This window comes from Klebsiella sp. HN106 (assembly GCF_051209435.1).
Lineage (GTDB): Bacteria > Pseudomonadota > Gammaproteobacteria > Enterobacterales > Enterobacteriaceae > Klebsiella > Klebsiella oxytoca.
Genome location: NZ_JBLURD010000011.1, coordinates 1 through 15,355, shown reverse-complemented (window position 1 = coordinate 15,355; position 15,355 = coordinate 1). Strand labels below are relative to the sequence as shown.

13 protein-coding genes are annotated in these 15,355 nt (G+C 57.0%); 9 read left to right on the top strand and 4 right to left on the bottom strand.

Features of this window, described 5'->3' with window-relative positions; all coding sequences use genetic code 11:
* The first annotated feature begins 24 nt into the window (after positions 1-24).
* A complete protein-coding gene (gene gorA / locus ACSIPU_RS21445; protein ID WP_047720536.1) occupies positions 25-1,377 on the top strand; it encodes a glutathione-disulfide reductase in 1,353 nt (450 codons plus the stop codon).
* Positions 1,378-1,428: 51 nt separating this feature from the next.
* Here the strand turns inward: gorA and ACSIPU_RS21440 are convergent, their stop codons facing one another.
* Entirely contained in the window at positions 1,429-2,052 is a 624-nt protein-coding gene (locus ACSIPU_RS21440; RefSeq protein WP_004106681.1) for a glutathione S-transferase family protein, read from the bottom strand.
* A 121-nt stretch (positions 2,053-2,173) separates the two neighbouring features.
* Here ACSIPU_RS21440 and ACSIPU_RS21435 point away from each other — a divergent pair, with 121 nt between their 5' ends.
* The 4 genes from ACSIPU_RS21435 to ACSIPU_RS21420 all read left to right on the top strand — a co-directional run bounded on the left by ACSIPU_RS21435 (position 2,174) and on the right by ACSIPU_RS21420 (position 6,338).
* Positions 2,174-3,322: an iron-containing alcohol dehydrogenase gene (locus ACSIPU_RS21435; RefSeq protein WP_047720535.1), complete on the top strand. Its 1,149-nt coding sequence runs from the start codon at positions 2,174-2,176 to the stop codon at positions 3,320-3,322.
* 266 nt (positions 3,323-3,588) lie between these two features.
* A complete protein-coding gene (locus ACSIPU_RS21430) occupies positions 3,589-5,241 on the top strand; it encodes an alpha,alpha-trehalase (protein WP_004106683.1) in 1,653 nt (550 codons plus the stop codon).
* A 67-nt stretch (positions 5,242-5,308) separates the two neighbouring features.
* Positions 5,309-5,857 (top strand): GNAT family N-acetyltransferase, encoded by a 549-nt coding sequence (locus ACSIPU_RS21425; RefSeq protein ID WP_004106684.1) that lies wholly within the window; start codon positions 5,309-5,311, stop codon positions 5,855-5,857.
* Positions 5,858-5,909: 52 nt separating this feature from the next.
* Positions 5,910-6,338, top strand: a complete 429-nt coding sequence (locus tag ACSIPU_RS21420; protein WP_004106685.1) for a lysozyme — start codon at positions 5,910-5,912, stop codon at positions 6,336-6,338.
* Here ACSIPU_RS21420 and ACSIPU_RS21415 read toward each other — a convergent pair.
* Together ACSIPU_RS21415 and ACSIPU_RS21410 are read right to left on the bottom strand one after the other, a co-directional pair.
* The gene (locus ACSIPU_RS21415; protein WP_004106686.1) at positions 6,335-6,943 is read right to left on the bottom strand and encodes a response regulator transcription factor; all 609 of its coding nucleotides are present in this window, start codon (positions 6,941-6,943) and stop codon (positions 6,335-6,337) included. The genes ACSIPU_RS21420 and ACSIPU_RS21415 overlap by 4 nt on opposite strands.
* Before the next feature lie 359 nt (positions 6,944-7,302).
* Positions 7,303-8,061, bottom strand: a complete 759-nt coding sequence (locus ACSIPU_RS21410) for an SDR family NAD(P)-dependent oxidoreductase (protein ID WP_004106687.1) — start codon at positions 8,059-8,061, stop codon at positions 7,303-7,305.
* Positions 8,062-8,180: 119 nt separating this feature from the next.
* Between ACSIPU_RS21410 and ACSIPU_RS21405 the strand changes: the two genes are divergently transcribed.
* The 3 genes from ACSIPU_RS21405 to ACSIPU_RS21395 all read left to right on the top strand — a co-directional run bounded on the left by ACSIPU_RS21405 (position 8,181) and on the right by ACSIPU_RS21395 (position 11,974).
* Complete coding sequence (locus ACSIPU_RS21405) at positions 8,181-9,089, top strand: LysR family transcriptional regulator (RefSeq protein ID WP_004106688.1); 909 nt, start codon at positions 8,181-8,183, stop codon at positions 9,087-9,089.
* A 260-nt stretch (positions 9,090-9,349) separates the two neighbouring features.
* A complete protein-coding gene (yhjD, locus tag ACSIPU_RS21400; protein ID WP_004106689.1) occupies positions 9,350-10,381 on the top strand; it encodes an inner membrane protein YhjD in 1,032 nt (343 codons plus the stop codon).
* 270 nt (positions 10,382-10,651) lie between these two features.
* Complete coding sequence (locus tag ACSIPU_RS21395; RefSeq protein ID WP_004106691.1) at positions 10,652-11,974, top strand: MFS transporter; 1,323 nt, start codon at positions 10,652-10,654, stop codon at positions 11,972-11,974.
* Positions 11,975-12,023: 49 nt separating this feature from the next.
* Here the strand turns inward: ACSIPU_RS21395 and ACSIPU_RS21390 are convergent, their stop codons facing one another.
* A complete protein-coding gene (locus ACSIPU_RS21390; RefSeq protein WP_004106693.1) occupies positions 12,024-14,075 on the bottom strand; it encodes an AsmA family protein in 2,052 nt (683 codons plus the stop codon).
* A 195-nt stretch (positions 14,076-14,270) separates the two neighbouring features.
* Between ACSIPU_RS21390 and ACSIPU_RS21385 the strand changes: the two genes are divergently transcribed.
* Positions 14,271-15,200: a sugar kinase gene (locus ACSIPU_RS21385; RefSeq protein ID WP_004106695.1), complete on the top strand. Its 930-nt coding sequence runs from the start codon at positions 14,271-14,273 to the stop codon at positions 15,198-15,200.
* Positions 15,201-15,355: the final 155 nt, after the last annotated feature.

The following is a 15,355-nucleotide window of genomic DNA, read 5'->3' as shown; positions in this document are numbered from 1 at the left end:
AATCAGACATTAAGGATAAGACTCATGAGCAAGCATTATGACTATATCGCCATTGGCGGCGGCAGCGGCGGTATCGCCTCCATTAACCGTGCCGCTATGTACGGCCAAAAGTGTGCGCTGATTGAAGCCAAAGACCTGGGCGGCACCTGCGTGAACGTCGGCTGCGTACCGAAGAAAGTGATGTGGCATGCGGCGCAGATCCGTGAAGCCATCCATCTGTATGGCCCGGATTACGGTTTTGATACCACAATTAATCACTTCGACTGGGATAAGCTGGTCGCCAGCCGTAGCGCCTATATCGATCGTATCCACACCTCTTACGATAACGTGCTGGGCAAAAACAAGGTCGATGTCATTAAAGGCTTCGCCCGTTTTGTCGATGCGAAAACCGTCGAAGTTAACGGCGAGACGATAACCGCCGACCATATTCTGATCGCCACCGGCGGCCGTCCGAGCCATCCGAGCATTCCCGGCGTCGAGTACGGTATTGATTCCGATGGTTTCTTCGAACTGCCGGCGCTGCCGAAGCGCGTTGCGGTAGTCGGCGCGGGCTATATCGCCGTTGAGCTGGCGGGCGTGATTAACGGACTGGGCGCGGAGACCCATCTGTTCGTGCGTAAACACGCGCCGCTGCGTAGCTTCGATCCGCTGATCGTTGAAACGCTGGTTGAGGTGATGAACGCCGAAGGCCCACAGCTGCATACCCATGCCATTCCGAAAGCGGTAGTGAAGAACGCCGACGGCAGCCTGACCCTGGAGCTGGAAGATGGCCGCAGCCAGACCGTGGACTGCCTGATTTGGGCGATCGGTCGCGAACCGGCAACCGATAACTTCAATCTTGCTGCTACCGGAGTGGAAACCACCGATAAAGGCTATATCGTCGTCGATAAATTCCAGAATACCAACGTTCCGGGTATTTACGCCGTCGGCGATAATACCGGTGCCGTCGAGCTGACTCCGGTCGCCGTTGCCGCCGGCCGCCGTCTCTCCGAGCGTCTGTTTAACAACAAGCCGGACGAACATCTGGACTACAGCAACATCCCGACCGTGGTATTCAGCCATCCGCCAATCGGTACCGTCGGTTTAACCGAGCCGCAGGCGCGCGAGCAGTACGGCGATGAGGCGGTAAAAGTGTATAAATCCTCTTTCACCGCCATGTATACCGCCGTCACTTCACACCGCCAGCCGTGCCGCATGAAGCTGGTCTGCTTCGGCCCGGAAGAGAAAATTGTCGGCATTCACGGTATCGGCTTCGGTATGGATGAAATGCTGCAGGGCTTCGCGGTGGCGCTGAAGATGGGCGCAACCAAGAAAGACTTCGACAATACCGTGGCGATCCACCCAACCGCAGCGGAAGAGTTTGTGACGATGCGGTAACACGCGCACCGTACATGAAAAAGAAGCTCTCCGGAGCTTCTTTTTTTATCTTTACGCCACGCCGTTATTGCCGTGGCGCTTAAACGCCGGGCGCTGATTCAGCGCCATATACCAGCGCTCCACTTCGGCCATTTCCGGATGCGCGAACGGCGTCATTTTCCAGCGATGCACCGACAGTCCCAGGACGATATCCGCGAGCGTAAACTGGCTGCCGGCAACCCATGCCCCGGTTTGCTGAAGCTGCGCATTGAGGATCTGCACGCAGCGGGTCCAGGCGACAATGCTCTCTTTGATAGCCGTCGGTTCCTGAAAACGCGGGTCCTTGCGCACCAGTCCCATAAAGGCGTAGCGCCAGGCAGTATTGAATTCCGTTGCCTGCCAGTCCATCCAGCGCTCAACCTCGGCGGCAGCCTGCGGCGCCGTGGGGAGCAGGTCTTCCCGCCCGGCTTTGCGCGCCAGATAGCGGCAGATGCTGTTTGACTCCCACAGCACAAAATCGCCATCCAGCAGCACCGGGACCAGGCTATTCGGATTAAGGGCGCGAAACGCCGGAGTCTCGATGGACTGGAACCCGCTACCGTAATCCTCCTGCTGATATGCTATTCCCGCTTCTTCACAGGTCCACAGTACCTTACGCACGTTAATTGATGAGCGTTTGCCCAGTATTTTTATCATTGTCAGCAATTCCTCAATCAAAAGAGATGGTTGTTTCACAATACTGCATCGGCGGCTCATGTACAGCCGGATAATGTGTATAGTGGATTGCACGATTTTTCTCCAGGACAGGTTACCCGACATGTTGACCTCTTTTAACGTTTTAACACCGGGCAATATCCGCTTTGGGCGCGGCCTTGCTCTAAGCGCGGCCCCCTGGCTCGCCGGGCGCTCGACAAAGATTCTGCTGATTCACGGCGCCACCCCGCAGCGCGCGGAATGCTTGCTAAGCGAACTCCACGCGCTTCGGCTGCACGTCACCACACTCTCTATCGCCCATGAACCCTGCCTGCAGGATATTGAACGGGGCGTGAGTCTGGCACGGGAAAAAGGCGTCGGCGCCATCGTCAGCCTCGGCGGCGGCGCGGTCATTGATGCGGGCAAAGCCATTGCGGCGCTGGTTCCCGCGCAGGGGCCCGCGATCGAATACCTGGAAGTGGTGGGTAGCGGCCGCATATTAGAGGCCAATCCGCTGCCGTTCGTCGCCATTCCCACGACGGCCGGTACCGGCGCGGAAGTCACAAAGAACGCGGTGATTAACGTCCCCGAGCAGCAGCGCAAGGTCAGCCTGCGTGACGACCGCATGCTGCCGGACCTGGCGATTATCGACCCGTCCCTCACCGACAGCGCGCCGCGCGCGGTGACCTTAGCCTCCGGTCTCGACGCTATCACCCAGGTGATTGAGCCCTGGCTATGCACCCGCGCGAATCCTTTTACCGACGCACTCTGTCGGGAGGCGATCCCGCGCGGCATGAAAGCGCTCAGAACGCTGATGGAACAGGAGTGTCCGGATAGCCGCGATGAGATGGCGTGGGTCAGCCTGTGCGGCGGACTGGCGTTAGCCAATGCCGGACTCGGCGTGGTTCACGGCCTGGCAGGCCCGCTGGGAGGCCTGAGCAACGCTGCCCACGGCGCACTTTGCGGTAGTCTGCTCCCCTTCGGCCTGGCGCTCAACGAAGCACAAATTAGCGACGAATGCCTCCGCCAGCGTTTTGCGGATGTACGCCAGTGGCTGGCCGCTGGACTGGATTCCGATCCTGACAGCGCATGGGAGAGCCTGCGCGAGTGGAGCCAGCGCGCCGGTCTGGGTAATCTGCGCGATCTCGGCGTCCCCCGCGAAGCGCTGGAGCCTGCGGCCCTCGCCGCCAGCAGCTCCTCATCCATGAAGGCTAACCCGGTCACGTTGACCAGCGAGCAGCTGCTGGAGCTGCTGGAAGCCGCGTGGGAGTAATGGCTGAATAGCGGCAGCGCCCGGGAATTTAGATTTTGTTGCAAAACGAAATCTCCGAATTTTTCGACGCAATACGCAGCGGTTAAAACGGTTTTAATCCGGTAGATCAAAAAGTTAAAGCAAAAACTCCGAACCGATTGTTCAGAGGAAAGCGTGATCTACCGCACACTTCTCTTTTCGTTTCCCGCTGCGAATGTCTAAGCTTATTAGACAGGTCGGGCGTGCCCGGCATCCTCTACTGACGCAATCCGGAGGTCCGTACCCCTATGTTCAGCCAGAAATTACGCAACGTTGATGACGATGAGCTCAGGATCGACACCGATCCGTGCTACGAAGCCGATCCGTATGAGTTAAAGCTGGATGAAATGTTCGACGCCGAACCTGAACCGGAGATCATTGAAGGGCTGCCCGCCTCGGATGCCCTCACCCCTGCCGATCGTTATCTGGAGCTGTTCGCCCACGTCCAGAAATCGCGAATTTTCGCCGATAGTAAAACCTTCCCGGACTGCGCGCCGAAGCAGGATCCGCTGGATATCTTGATTCACTATCGTCGCATCAGGCGCACCCCCGGATTCGATTTACGCCAGTTTGTGGAAGATCATTTCTGGCTGCCGGAAAGCCGCGCCGAGGACTACGTCTCCGATCCCACGCGATCCCTCAAGGAGCATATTGATAATCTGTGGCCAATCCTCACCCGCGAGCCGCAGGATCATATTCCGTGGTCGTCGCTGCTGGCGCTGCCGCAGTCATATATTGTTCCCGGCGGACGCTTTAGCGAAACCTACTACTGGGATTCCTACTTCACTATGCTGGGGCTGGCGGAAAGCGGCCGCGAAGACCTGCTGAAATGCATGGCTGATAATTTCGCGTGGATGATCGAAATCTACGGCCATATTCCTAACGGCAACCGCACCTACTATCTCAGCCGCTCGCAGCCGCCGGTCTTTGCCCTGATGGTCGAACTGTTTGAAGAAGATGGCGTCCGCGGCGCTAAACGGTACCTTGACCACCTGCAAATGGAGTACAGCTTCTGGATGGACGGCGCGGAATCGCTGATCCCCAATCAGGCGTATCGTCACGTGGTGCGTATGCCGGACGGCTCTTTGCTGAACCGCTACTGGGACGATCGCGACACGCCGCGCGATGAGTCGTGGCGGGAAGATGTTGAAACGGCGAAGCGCTCCGGGCGCCCGCCGAATGAAGTTTATCGCGACCTGCGCGCGGGGGCGGAGTCCGGCTGGGATTACTCCAGCCGCTGGCTGCGCGATATCACCCGACTGGCAAGCATCCGCACTACCCAGTTTATCCCCATTGATCTGAACGCCTTGCTGTTCAAGCTGGAGAATACCATCGCCAACCTCTCCGGCCTGAAGGGCGACCGGGAAACCGAGGCCGCTTTCCGCCAGAAGGCCAGCGACCGTCGGGCGGCGGTGACCCGCTATCTGTGGGATGACGAAAGCGGTTGTTTCCGCGATTATGACTGGCGCCGCGAGCAGCTGGCGCTGTTTTCCGCCGCCAGCATCGTCGCGCTCTATGTCGGTATGGCGACCCACGATCAGGCCGACAGGCTTGCCGATGCGGTACGCGCCCGCCTGCTTACCCCCGGCGGTATTATGGCGACCGAATATCAAAGCGGTGAACAGTGGGATAAGCCCAACGGCTGGGCGCCGCTGCAGTGGATGGCGGTACAGGGTTTTAAAATGTACGGTCAGGATCCGCTCGGCGATGAGATAGCCCACAGCTGGCTGCAAACGGTGAATCATTTCTATAAACAGCACTTTAAGCTGATTGAAAAGTACCACATCGCCAGCGCCACTCCCCACGAAGGCGGAGGGGGTGAGTACCCGCTTCAGGACGGCTTCGGCTGGACCAATGGCGTGGTGCGCCGGCTTATTGGTCTGTACGGCGAACCGTTGTAACGGCAGACTGTTCCGGCAGTCGATGTCCTGCTATGTTCATGGCATCGACTTTTGCCGGAACCCTGCTATGCCAGAATTGATGACCCCACGTCTGCGCTGTTCCCCGCTGCAGCTTGACGACTGGCCTTTTTTCCTCGCCCTCCAGCAGGATCCCCAGGTGATGCTTTACGTCGCGGATCCTCGCCCGGTCGCCGACATTCGTGAGGCTTTTGATTCGCGGCTCCCCTTATGGTCCCCGGGCGCGGCCCACTGGCTGTGTCTGGTCGTGCGCGATCGCTTCACCCATGCTCCCCTTGGCCTCACCGGCTACCAGCATCACGCTGGCGATAGCGCTGAAGTGGGTTTTCTGTTCGCTCCCCACGCGCAGGGGAAGGGGTACGGCAGTGAATCGCTGCGCGCGCTGTGCGAGTACGCTTTGACTACGGGCGGTATCCGGCGGCTGACGGCGACCGTCACCGCGGGTAATCTTGCGTCAAAAAATCTGCTGCTAAAGGTTGGTTTTCATCAGGAAGGCGAGCTGCGTGAATGCTACTGGCTCAACGGTCGCTGGCACAACGATTGGCTTTTCGGCCTGCTGCGCCGCGAGCATAACCAGCCTGGGCCATCTGGCGAATAGGGCGCGGTTAACTTTTCCTCTACACTGCGGGCCAGCCAAAGAGGAAGAGAACATGTCCCCCATAACACCGTCGCTAAGCCCGCAGGGCCTGGACTTTATTAAACGAACTCAGGGATTAGCACTCGCCCCCTATCGGGACGAGAGCGGCCTGCGCGTGATTGGCTATGGCCACGTTCTCAACGATTATGAAACGTTCAACCACTTCACGCGCGAGATCGCGGAGACCTTGCTTACCGTCGACCTGGTGCAATGCCAGCGCCAGCTTAAGCGCAACCTGCGGGTGAGGCTTAACCCATCGCAGTATGATGCGCTGGTCTCTTTAGCCTTTAGCTGCGGCCCGGCGTCTCCGGAGCTTGATATTGTTTTAACTCACCTTAACCATCAGCGGTTTGCTGAGGCGCTGACCGCCTGGGAAAATATTCGCAGCGGCCACGAACAGCGGCGTGAAGAGTGCGCAAGATTCAAGGCGACAACCGATTAAGTTTCGCTGACGCCATTAAACACCATCGCCGCCTGGGTACGATTCTTCACATCCAGTCGGCGATACAGCGACTCCAGATGCGCCTTGACCGTGCCCGCGCTAATATTTAAGGCGCGGCTAATCTCTTTATTGGAATCTCCCGCCGCCAGCAGCTGTAAAATCTCGCGCTGACGCTGGCTTAAATGAACCAATTTATTATCCCGCGCTTCCGCCGTCATTAGCCAATCGCCCGGCAAACAGAGCAGGCCATGCATGATGCTGTTGATCGCCTGGGCGAATGTTTGCAGGCTTTCCCTGCGTTGAATGATCCCGCGCACATTCCAGGAAAGCGCGCGCTGTAGCCAGCTTTTATTATCGTCGGACACGATCAGCAGCACCTGAGTCGCCGGGAAGCGGAGCTGCTTTTCCTGCAGTAGCCAGCAGCAAAACTCGCTGTGCATATCGCCATCCAGAATGAGCAGTGCTTCAGGATTCGCCGTTAGCTTCTGCCAGAGCTGATCCGCCTGACAGGTGCCAAAAATATCAAGTTCAGGAATGTGTTGCTGGAGGCCAATTTTCATTCCGTGAATAAATATCGACTGCCTGTCAAACATGATTACCTGCATGGATTTATCTCCAACAAAGAAATGCCCGATTAAAAGAGGGGGAAGGGTAATATCAGCAAGATAAAATAAGAACTCGCTGTTTGGCCTGGGGCATTTTACCGATAGGGAGGATTATCTAAACATCATAACAATGAATAGTTACAGGCCTTATTCACGCCATTACTTATTCACAATATTTATTACATTTAAATTAAGGAAATCCTTAATGAACCAGGCAGGTAAAAATAAATATAATATTATTTTTCTATTTTAAACGAACCCGCAAACGCAGGCGATGGCAAAGCGGGGAAAGTGTGTTACGGAGTAAGAAAGCGCATGAAATGCGTATACCCCTTCATGATCCATGAAGGGGCTGGGGATTACAAAAACATTCCGCCAGAGACCTCAACGCGCTGGGCGTTCATCCAGCGCAGATCGTCGCTGAGTAGCGCGGCGATAGCATCACCAATATCATCCGGCTGCCCCACTCTTCCCAGCGCCGTTTGCCCGGCGATATGCTGATTCACCTGCGGGTTATCGCGTACCACGCCGCCGCCAAAATCGGTTTCAATGGCGCCAGGAGCAATGATATTGACCGAAATTCCGCGTTCCCCAAGCTCCTTCGCCTGATAGCGCGTCAGTACCTCCATCGCGCCTTTCATCGCGGCATAGGCCGCATAACCCGGCAGAGCAAAACGCGCCAGTCCGCTGGAAACGTTGAGGATGCGTCCCCCATCCTGCAATAGCGGTAACAGACGCTGGGTAAGGAAGAACGGTCCCTTAAACTGGATGTTCATTAATTCATCAAACTGCGCTTCGCTGGTTTCGGCAAAAGCGACGTTCAGGCCAATACCGGCATTGTTTAATAAATAGTCGAATGTCTCCCGCTGCCAGCGTTGTTGAAGCACTTCCCCCACCTTGTGTGCAAAACCATCAAAACTGGTGATATCGCCGACATTTAACGGTAATGCTGCGGCTTTTACGCCTTTTTTCTCAATTTCAGCTACCACGTCAAGCGCCGCCTGCGGGTTGCTATGCCAGGTCAGAATAATATCGGTTCCCTTCTCCGCCAGCTTCAGGGCGGCGTTTTTCCCCAGCCCGCGGCTGCCGCCGGTCACCAAAGCGATACGTTGTGTCATCAGAAAACCCCTTTTCGGTTGCGTTTGCCTCGTTAAAGAGCTTATTAGCTGCTATAAAAACAATAAATACTGAAAATTACGCTTTACTGTTTCATTAAGAGCAACAAAAGGTCTGCGGAATGGATAAAATTCACGCAATGCAGCTGTTCATCAGAGTAGCGGAGCTGGAGAGTTTTTCCCGCGCTGCGGATACGCTTGGCCTGCCTAAAGGGAGCGTTTCGCGCCAGATTCAGGCACTGGAAAACCATCTTGGCGTTCGTCTGCTGCATCGCACCACCCGCCGGGTGCAGCTGACTCAGGATGGTATGGTCTACTACGAACGCGCCAGAGACCTGCTCAGCAATCTCGATGAGCTGGACGGGATGTTTCAGCTCGATCCCTCCAGCATTAGCGGACGCCTGCGGGTCGATATGCCGGTCGCCGTGGCGAAAAAACTGGTTATTCCGCAACTGCCGGCATTTCTGCAGCAGTATCCCGGCATCGAACTGGAGCTCAGCAGCAGCGACAGGTTGGTTGACGTAATCCGCGAGGGTTTTGATTGTGTGATACGCGTCGGTACGCTGAAAGATTCCGGGCTGATTGCGCGACCGCTGGGCAAGCTCACGCAAATCAACTGCGCCAGTCCTCAATATCTCACCCGCTTTGGCTACCCGCAGTCGCTGGACGATCTCGCCGATCATGCGCTGATCCACTACGCCAGCAATCTGGGCGTGCGCCCGCTGGGATTCGAAGTGGTTAGCGATGGCGCCGTCCGCTGGGTCAAAACCGGTGGCGTTCTGACGGTTAACAGCACCGAAACTTATCAAGCCTCGTGCCTGGCGGGGCTGGGGATTATTCAGGTACCCCGGGTGGGCGTTCGTGAAATGCTGCGCACCGGGGAGCTGATAGAAATTCTGCCCCACTACCGCGCCGAGCCGCTGCCGGTTTCGCTCATTTATCCGCACCGGCGCAACCTTTCACGTCGGGTACATCTGTTTATGGAGTGGCTGGGCGGGCTCATGAAAAACTATGTTGATGAGTCCGCATGATGAAAAATCCGTATTTGTGGGAGTAGCGGTATTTTATGTCGGGTAGCAGCTAACGCCTTATCCAGGATAAATATAGATAACTATCAGTGAATTATGAATTTTCCGCGGCCCTGCGCAAACAAAATGCCGGCGAGCGATTAGCGCAGAACAGGCGGCAAACAGGAACGTATTCATGCCTCCGATGACCCCGGCACGCCTTATCCGTGATTTTACGTATATAATTTTGATGAATATCGCTGTAAAAAAGGAAGAAATAATTTATGACGCCGGAAAACGACGCCCAACGACCAGCCCAGGATCCGGGCCAGCAGCCGGATGAAAATAAAAGCGCCCTGGCTGCGATAAATGACTCCACCGTGGCGAAAAAAGCCAACCAGGCGCTAAAAAGCGTCACCGGAACGGCGGAAAAAGTCCAGCGTAACCCCATTATTGCGCACCTCATCCGCGCCGCAGAGCGTTTCAACGACAGGCTGGGCAATCAGTTTGGTGCGGCGATCACCTACTTCTCATTTTTATCGATGATCCCGATTCTAATGGTCTCTTTTGCAGCAGCCGGTTTTGTTCTGGCCTCGCATCCTACGCTGCTACAGGACATCTTCGATAAAATCCTGCTTAACGTCAGCGACCCGACGCTCGCGGCAACGCTGAAAAATACCATCAATACCGCCGTACAGCAGCGCACCACCGTCGGCATCGTCGGTCTGCTGGTGGCGCTCTATTCCGGCATTAACTGGATGGGCAACCTGCGTGAGGCAATTCGCGCCCAGTCCCGCGACGTCTGGGAGCGTACGCCGCAGGATCAGGAAAAAATTTGGGTGAAGTACTTTCGCGACTTTATCTCGCTAATCGGCCTGCTGGTGGCGCTGGTGATCACCTTGTCAATCACCTCCATCGCCGGGTCGGCTCAGCAGATGATTATCTCGGCGCTCTATCTGGACTACATCGAGTGGCTGAAACCGGCGTGGCGGCTTATTGGCCTGGCCATTTCCATCTTCGCCAACTATCTGCTCTTTTTCTGGATTTTCTGGCGACTCCCGCGCCACCGCCCGCGCCGTAGGGCGCTGATTCGCGGCACCCTGATTGCGGCGGTCGGCTTTGAGATAATCAAGATCGTCATGACCTGGACGCTACCGTCGCTGGTCAAGTCGCCGTCCGGGGCGGCATTCGGCTCGGTGCTGGGAATCATGGCCTTCTTCTATTTCTTCGCCCGCCTGACGCTTTTCTGCGCCGCGTGGATTGCGACCGCCGAGTATAAAGACGACCGCCGGATGCCGGGCAAAGCCCACGACTAAACCATCACTGGGCTGAATAAAAGACGCAAAATTCAGCCCAACCTGGCATTTCAGCAGATAAATCCAATATGTAACTTTTATTTAACCTAAACCTGGTTTTATCAACCATTATTTGAATTGTGTGAAGCATTTCATAGAACTTATTTTTCTGGCACAGAAATTATTCACTTTTTGCCTGTTTTTTAGCCTCCCCGTCCCCTTGTTACAGATTGAAATGTCCCCAAGGCTGTGGCTATATGGCCTTTCGTTCGCAAAAAATAAGAAAGATCTATGCAAGCCACAGCCACAACACTCGACAATGCTCAGGAAACCGTTCCGGTTAACTCACGCAACAAGGTCGTCGTCGCTTCGCTCATTGGCACCGCCATCGAGTTCTTCGACTTCTATATCTATGCCACCGCGGCGGTCATTGTATTTCCGCATATTTTCTTCCCGCAGGGCGATCCCGCCGCCGCGACGCTACAATCGCTGGCGACCTTCGCCATCGCGTTTATTGCCCGCCCTATCGGTTCTGCGGTATTCGGCCATTTCGGCGACCGCGTAGGCCGTAAAGCGACCCTCGTGGCCTCGCTGCTGACGATGGGGATCTCAACCGTAGTTATCGGCCTGCTGCCCGGCTATGAAACCATTGGCATTATGGCGCCGGTGCTGCTGGCGCTGGCCCGCTTTGGCCAGGGGCTGGGCCTTGGCGGCGAATGGGGCGGCGCGGCGCTGCTGGCGACGGAAAACGCCCCGCCGCGCAAGCGCGCGCTGTATGGCTCATTCCCACAGCTGGGCGCGCCTATCGGCTTCTTCTTCGCTAACGGCACCTTCCTGCTGCTCTCCTGGCTGCTGACCGACCAGCAGTTTATGGAATGGGGCTGGCGTATGCCGTTTATCTTCTCCGCCGTGCTGGTCATTATCGGCCTGTACGTCCGCGTTTCGCTGCACGAGTCGCCGGTGTTCGCAAAGGTAGCCGCCGCGAAGAAACAGGTCAAAATCCCGCTGGGCACCCTGCTGACAAAACACGTACGCGTCACCGTTCTCGGCACCTTTATCATGCTGGCGACCTACACGCTGTTTTACATCATGACCGTCTACTCCATGACCTTCAGTACCGCCGCCGCGCCGATTGGTCTCGGCTTGCCGCGCAACGAAGTGCTGTGGATGCTGATGATGGCGGTCATTGGTTTTGGCGTGATGGTGCCGGTGGCGGGCCTGCTGGCGGATGCCTTTGGCCGTCGTAAGAGCATGGTCGTGATCACGACTCTCATCATCCTCTTCGCGCTGTTTGCCTTTAAACCGCTGCTCGGCTCCGGCAATCCGCTGCTGGTCTTTGCCTTCCTGCTGATTGGCCTGAGCCTGATGGGGCTGACCTTTGGCCCTATGGGCGCGCTGCTGCCGGAGCTATTCCCGACCGAAGTTCGCTACACCGGCGCCTCGTTCTCCTACAACGTCTCGTCGATCCTCGGGGCGTCCGTAGCGCCGTATATCGCCGCATGGCTGCAGGGCAACTACGGTCTGCCCGCGGTTGGGCTCTACCTCGCCGCCATGGCGGCGCTGACGATGATCGCGCTGCTGCTGACTCACGAAACGCGTCATCAATCGCTGTAACTCTCCGTCCACTCCCCCGGCCATCCGGCCAGGGGAGTCTTCTTCCCGACTATTTTTTCATCTGCGACAAGATTGCCCGACACTGGTTCGCCTCGCCTTCGGCAGGTGATATCAGCGCCAGCAGCGCTGCTGCCGGCGTCACCAGCGTCGCCAGCGCTGCCGCTACCGCGCCGCGGGCAATCAGCGGCCCCGCCTTCACGCCCGCATTCGGCGACTTAAAGCTGCCGCGAACGTACAGCGGGGAGCGCAGGGTGATAATACGAAAGCCCTTACTCTCCGGATCGATAGTGAGGTCCAGCTGCTCCGACGCAAAGCTGGCGGTCCCGGTCACGTTGATCAGCGCGTTTTCGGTATCAAACGCGAACACCTGCGGCCGGGCGACGCCGTTGACCACGTCGATATTCGCCGCCGCGCAGTTCACCCGCACCTCATCATCGCCAAAGATCTGGCCGATAATAAAGTTACCGACGTTCAGGCCGAGGATCTCCATCAGGTTACGGCTAATCAGCCCGTCGTTCATCAGCAGCTTCAGGTTACCGTTACTGTTGCCCAGCAGCGCGGCGACGGAGTTACCGGTGCCGCGAAGCTCAACATCGCCGTTCATTTCGCCGAGCGTTTTCTGCATCATCTCCACGTTTGGCATCAGCGCTTTGAGCTTCAGGCGGCGCGCCTGCAGGTTGGCCGTCCCCTGCAGCGGTTTTTTATCCCCTTCAAGATGAATGCTGCCGGCGAGGGTACCGTTAGCCAGCCCCAGACGCAGCGGCTGCAGGCGCAGGTCGCCTCGCTGCAGGATGATGTGCGTAGAAAGGTCGCTGATGGGTAGCGTGCTGCCGTGCTCAATCCGCCGTCCTTTGAAGCGCACATCGGCATCCATTACCTGCCACTTGTCGGTTTCAAAGCGGTCATACGGCAACACTTTTCCGGCTGGCTGCGGAGAAGCTTCACCTTTACGCCGTTCAGTCTGGCTGCCTTTGCCGCCGGAATCGACGCCAATCAGCGGCCCCAGATCCGCCAGCCGTAGCTGCCTGGACTCCAGATCGCCCTCCAGCTTAGGCCGGGGTTTACCGGTGGTGTAGATCAGCGACCCGTGGATATCGCTCTCGCCAATACGGCCATTGAAATCCTGATAGGCGAAGCGTGAACCGTTTTTCTCCTTAAAGGTGGCGCGCAGATGGCCGTCGGTAGAGAAAGTCGGCGTATCCGGCAGCAGTACGCCGGTCAGATCGTAGAGATCGCCCAGCGAATCACCGGAAAACTTGAGGCGCAGATCGACGCCGCCGAGATTGAGCGGATCGCTGACCGTGCCGGTAAAAGCGACCCGGGTATTGCCGGAACGAAAATCCCCCTGCAGCGGGAACGGCGTCCCTTCGCTGCGCAGCGCCAGCATGCCGCCGATTTTGCCGTTACCGGAGAGCGGCTGCCCGTTGTAGCTCCCTTTCGCCTGCAGGCCGAAGACGTAATCGCCCACTTTCTGCGACGCTCCTTTCCCTTTTTCGCCGGTCACTTCACTAAACGCCAGCGGTTTACCGAGCGGATCAACCACGATCGTCACATCGGCGCGCGATACCTTGTCATCGATAGCAATCTTGCCGCGATCGAAAAGAATATTGTCGAGTCGGAAAGACCAGCTGGAAGGCGCCGCATCTTTCTCAGACGCTCCCGCCGAAGCCAGGTCGAAAGTCCAGTTGTTGCTCTTCTCCGACAGTCGAATCAATCGCGCGTCCGGCTGTTCAAGCTTAATCCACGGTAGATAGACCGTTTTGCTGAGCAGCGCCAGCGGGGCGAGGGTCGCCTCAACGCGCGGCAGGTGAACCATGGTGACCTGCGGGATGTCAGGCGGGTTGCCGAGGATAATATCTTCGGCATGCACGTGCGGCCAGGGTATCCAGCTTCGCCAGCCTCTTTCGCCGGGCTGGCGCTCCCACACGACGCCCAGATCGCCGCGAATCGCAAACGGACGGTTCAGCTCGGCCGACACTTTCTGATTAATCGTCGGCTTCAGGCGATTCCAGTCAAAGGTCGCCACTACAATAAAAAACAGAACGATCAGTACGACTATCGTTCCGAGGATAATAGCCACGGTTTTACGGGTTCTGGTCATCCCTTCTGCACTCCTTTTGCGTCTCGTCAGTCATGAATATAGTTGAGAAACGTCAGGTGCTCTGCCAAATGCGCTTTTCGTCACATAATCCGCGTCAGGTCAAAAAAATAATGGAACGTTGTTTTAATATCATTGACCATAAAAGCGGCCCAGCGCACACTAGGGTTAATATTGATTTAATTTCAGGTCATCACTATGTCTAAGAAAATTGCCGTCATTGGCGAATGCATGATTGAGCTGTCAGAGAAAGGCGCGGCGGTAAATCGCGGCTTTGGCGGCGACACCTTAAACACTTCCGTCTACATTGCCCGCCAGACCGACGCCAGCGAGCTGGGCGTACACTATGTTACCGCCCTGGGCACGGACACCTTCAGCCAGCAGATGCTCGAATCCTGGCAGAGTGAGAATGTCCAGACGGACCTGATTCAGCGCATGGCCGACCGTTTACCGGGCCTCTACTACATCGAAACTGACGATACCGGCGAGCGTACGTTTTACTACTGGCGTAATGAAGCCGCAGCGAAGTTCTGGCTGGAGAGCGAGCAGTCTGCGGCCATCTGCGAAGAGCTGGCGACCTATGATTATCTTTACCTCAGCGGCATCAGCCTGGCGATCCTGAGCCCGACAAGCCGCGAGAAGCTGCTGACCCTGCTGCGGGAATGCCGGGCAAACGGCGGTAAAGTTATCTTTGATAACAACTATCGTCCGCGCCTGTGGAGCAGTAAAGAAGAGACGCAGCAGGTTTATCAGCAGATGCTGGCCTGCACCGACATTGCGTTCCTGACCCTTGATGACGAAGACGCGCTGTGGGGCGAGAAGCCAGTGGCAGAGGTGATTGCCCGCACTCACGCCGCTGGCGTTGAAGAAGTGGTGGTGAAGCGCGGCGCCGACTCCTGCCTGGTAGCGATTGCCGGACAGCCGCAGCTGGAAGTCCCGGCCGTTAAGCTGGCAAAAGAGAAAGTCGTTGATACCACGGCAGCGGGCGATTCATTCAGCGCCGGCTATCTGGCCGTGCGCCTGACCGGCGGCGATGCCGAATCGGCGGCAAAACGCGGCCACCTGACCGCCAGCACGGTGATTCAGTATCGCGGTGCGATTATCCCGCGCGAGGCGATGCCGCAGTAATTTCGATGGAGTTACGCCCGCCGGCGAGAATCCCGGCTTGCGCTGCGCTTAGCCGTATATGGACACCTCCCGTTATGCAAGCCATCTCTGCATTTTGTGTAACGGGGTAAGTTGCGTTCGTATATCCGGCCTCTCTTACGATACCGTCGTATCCG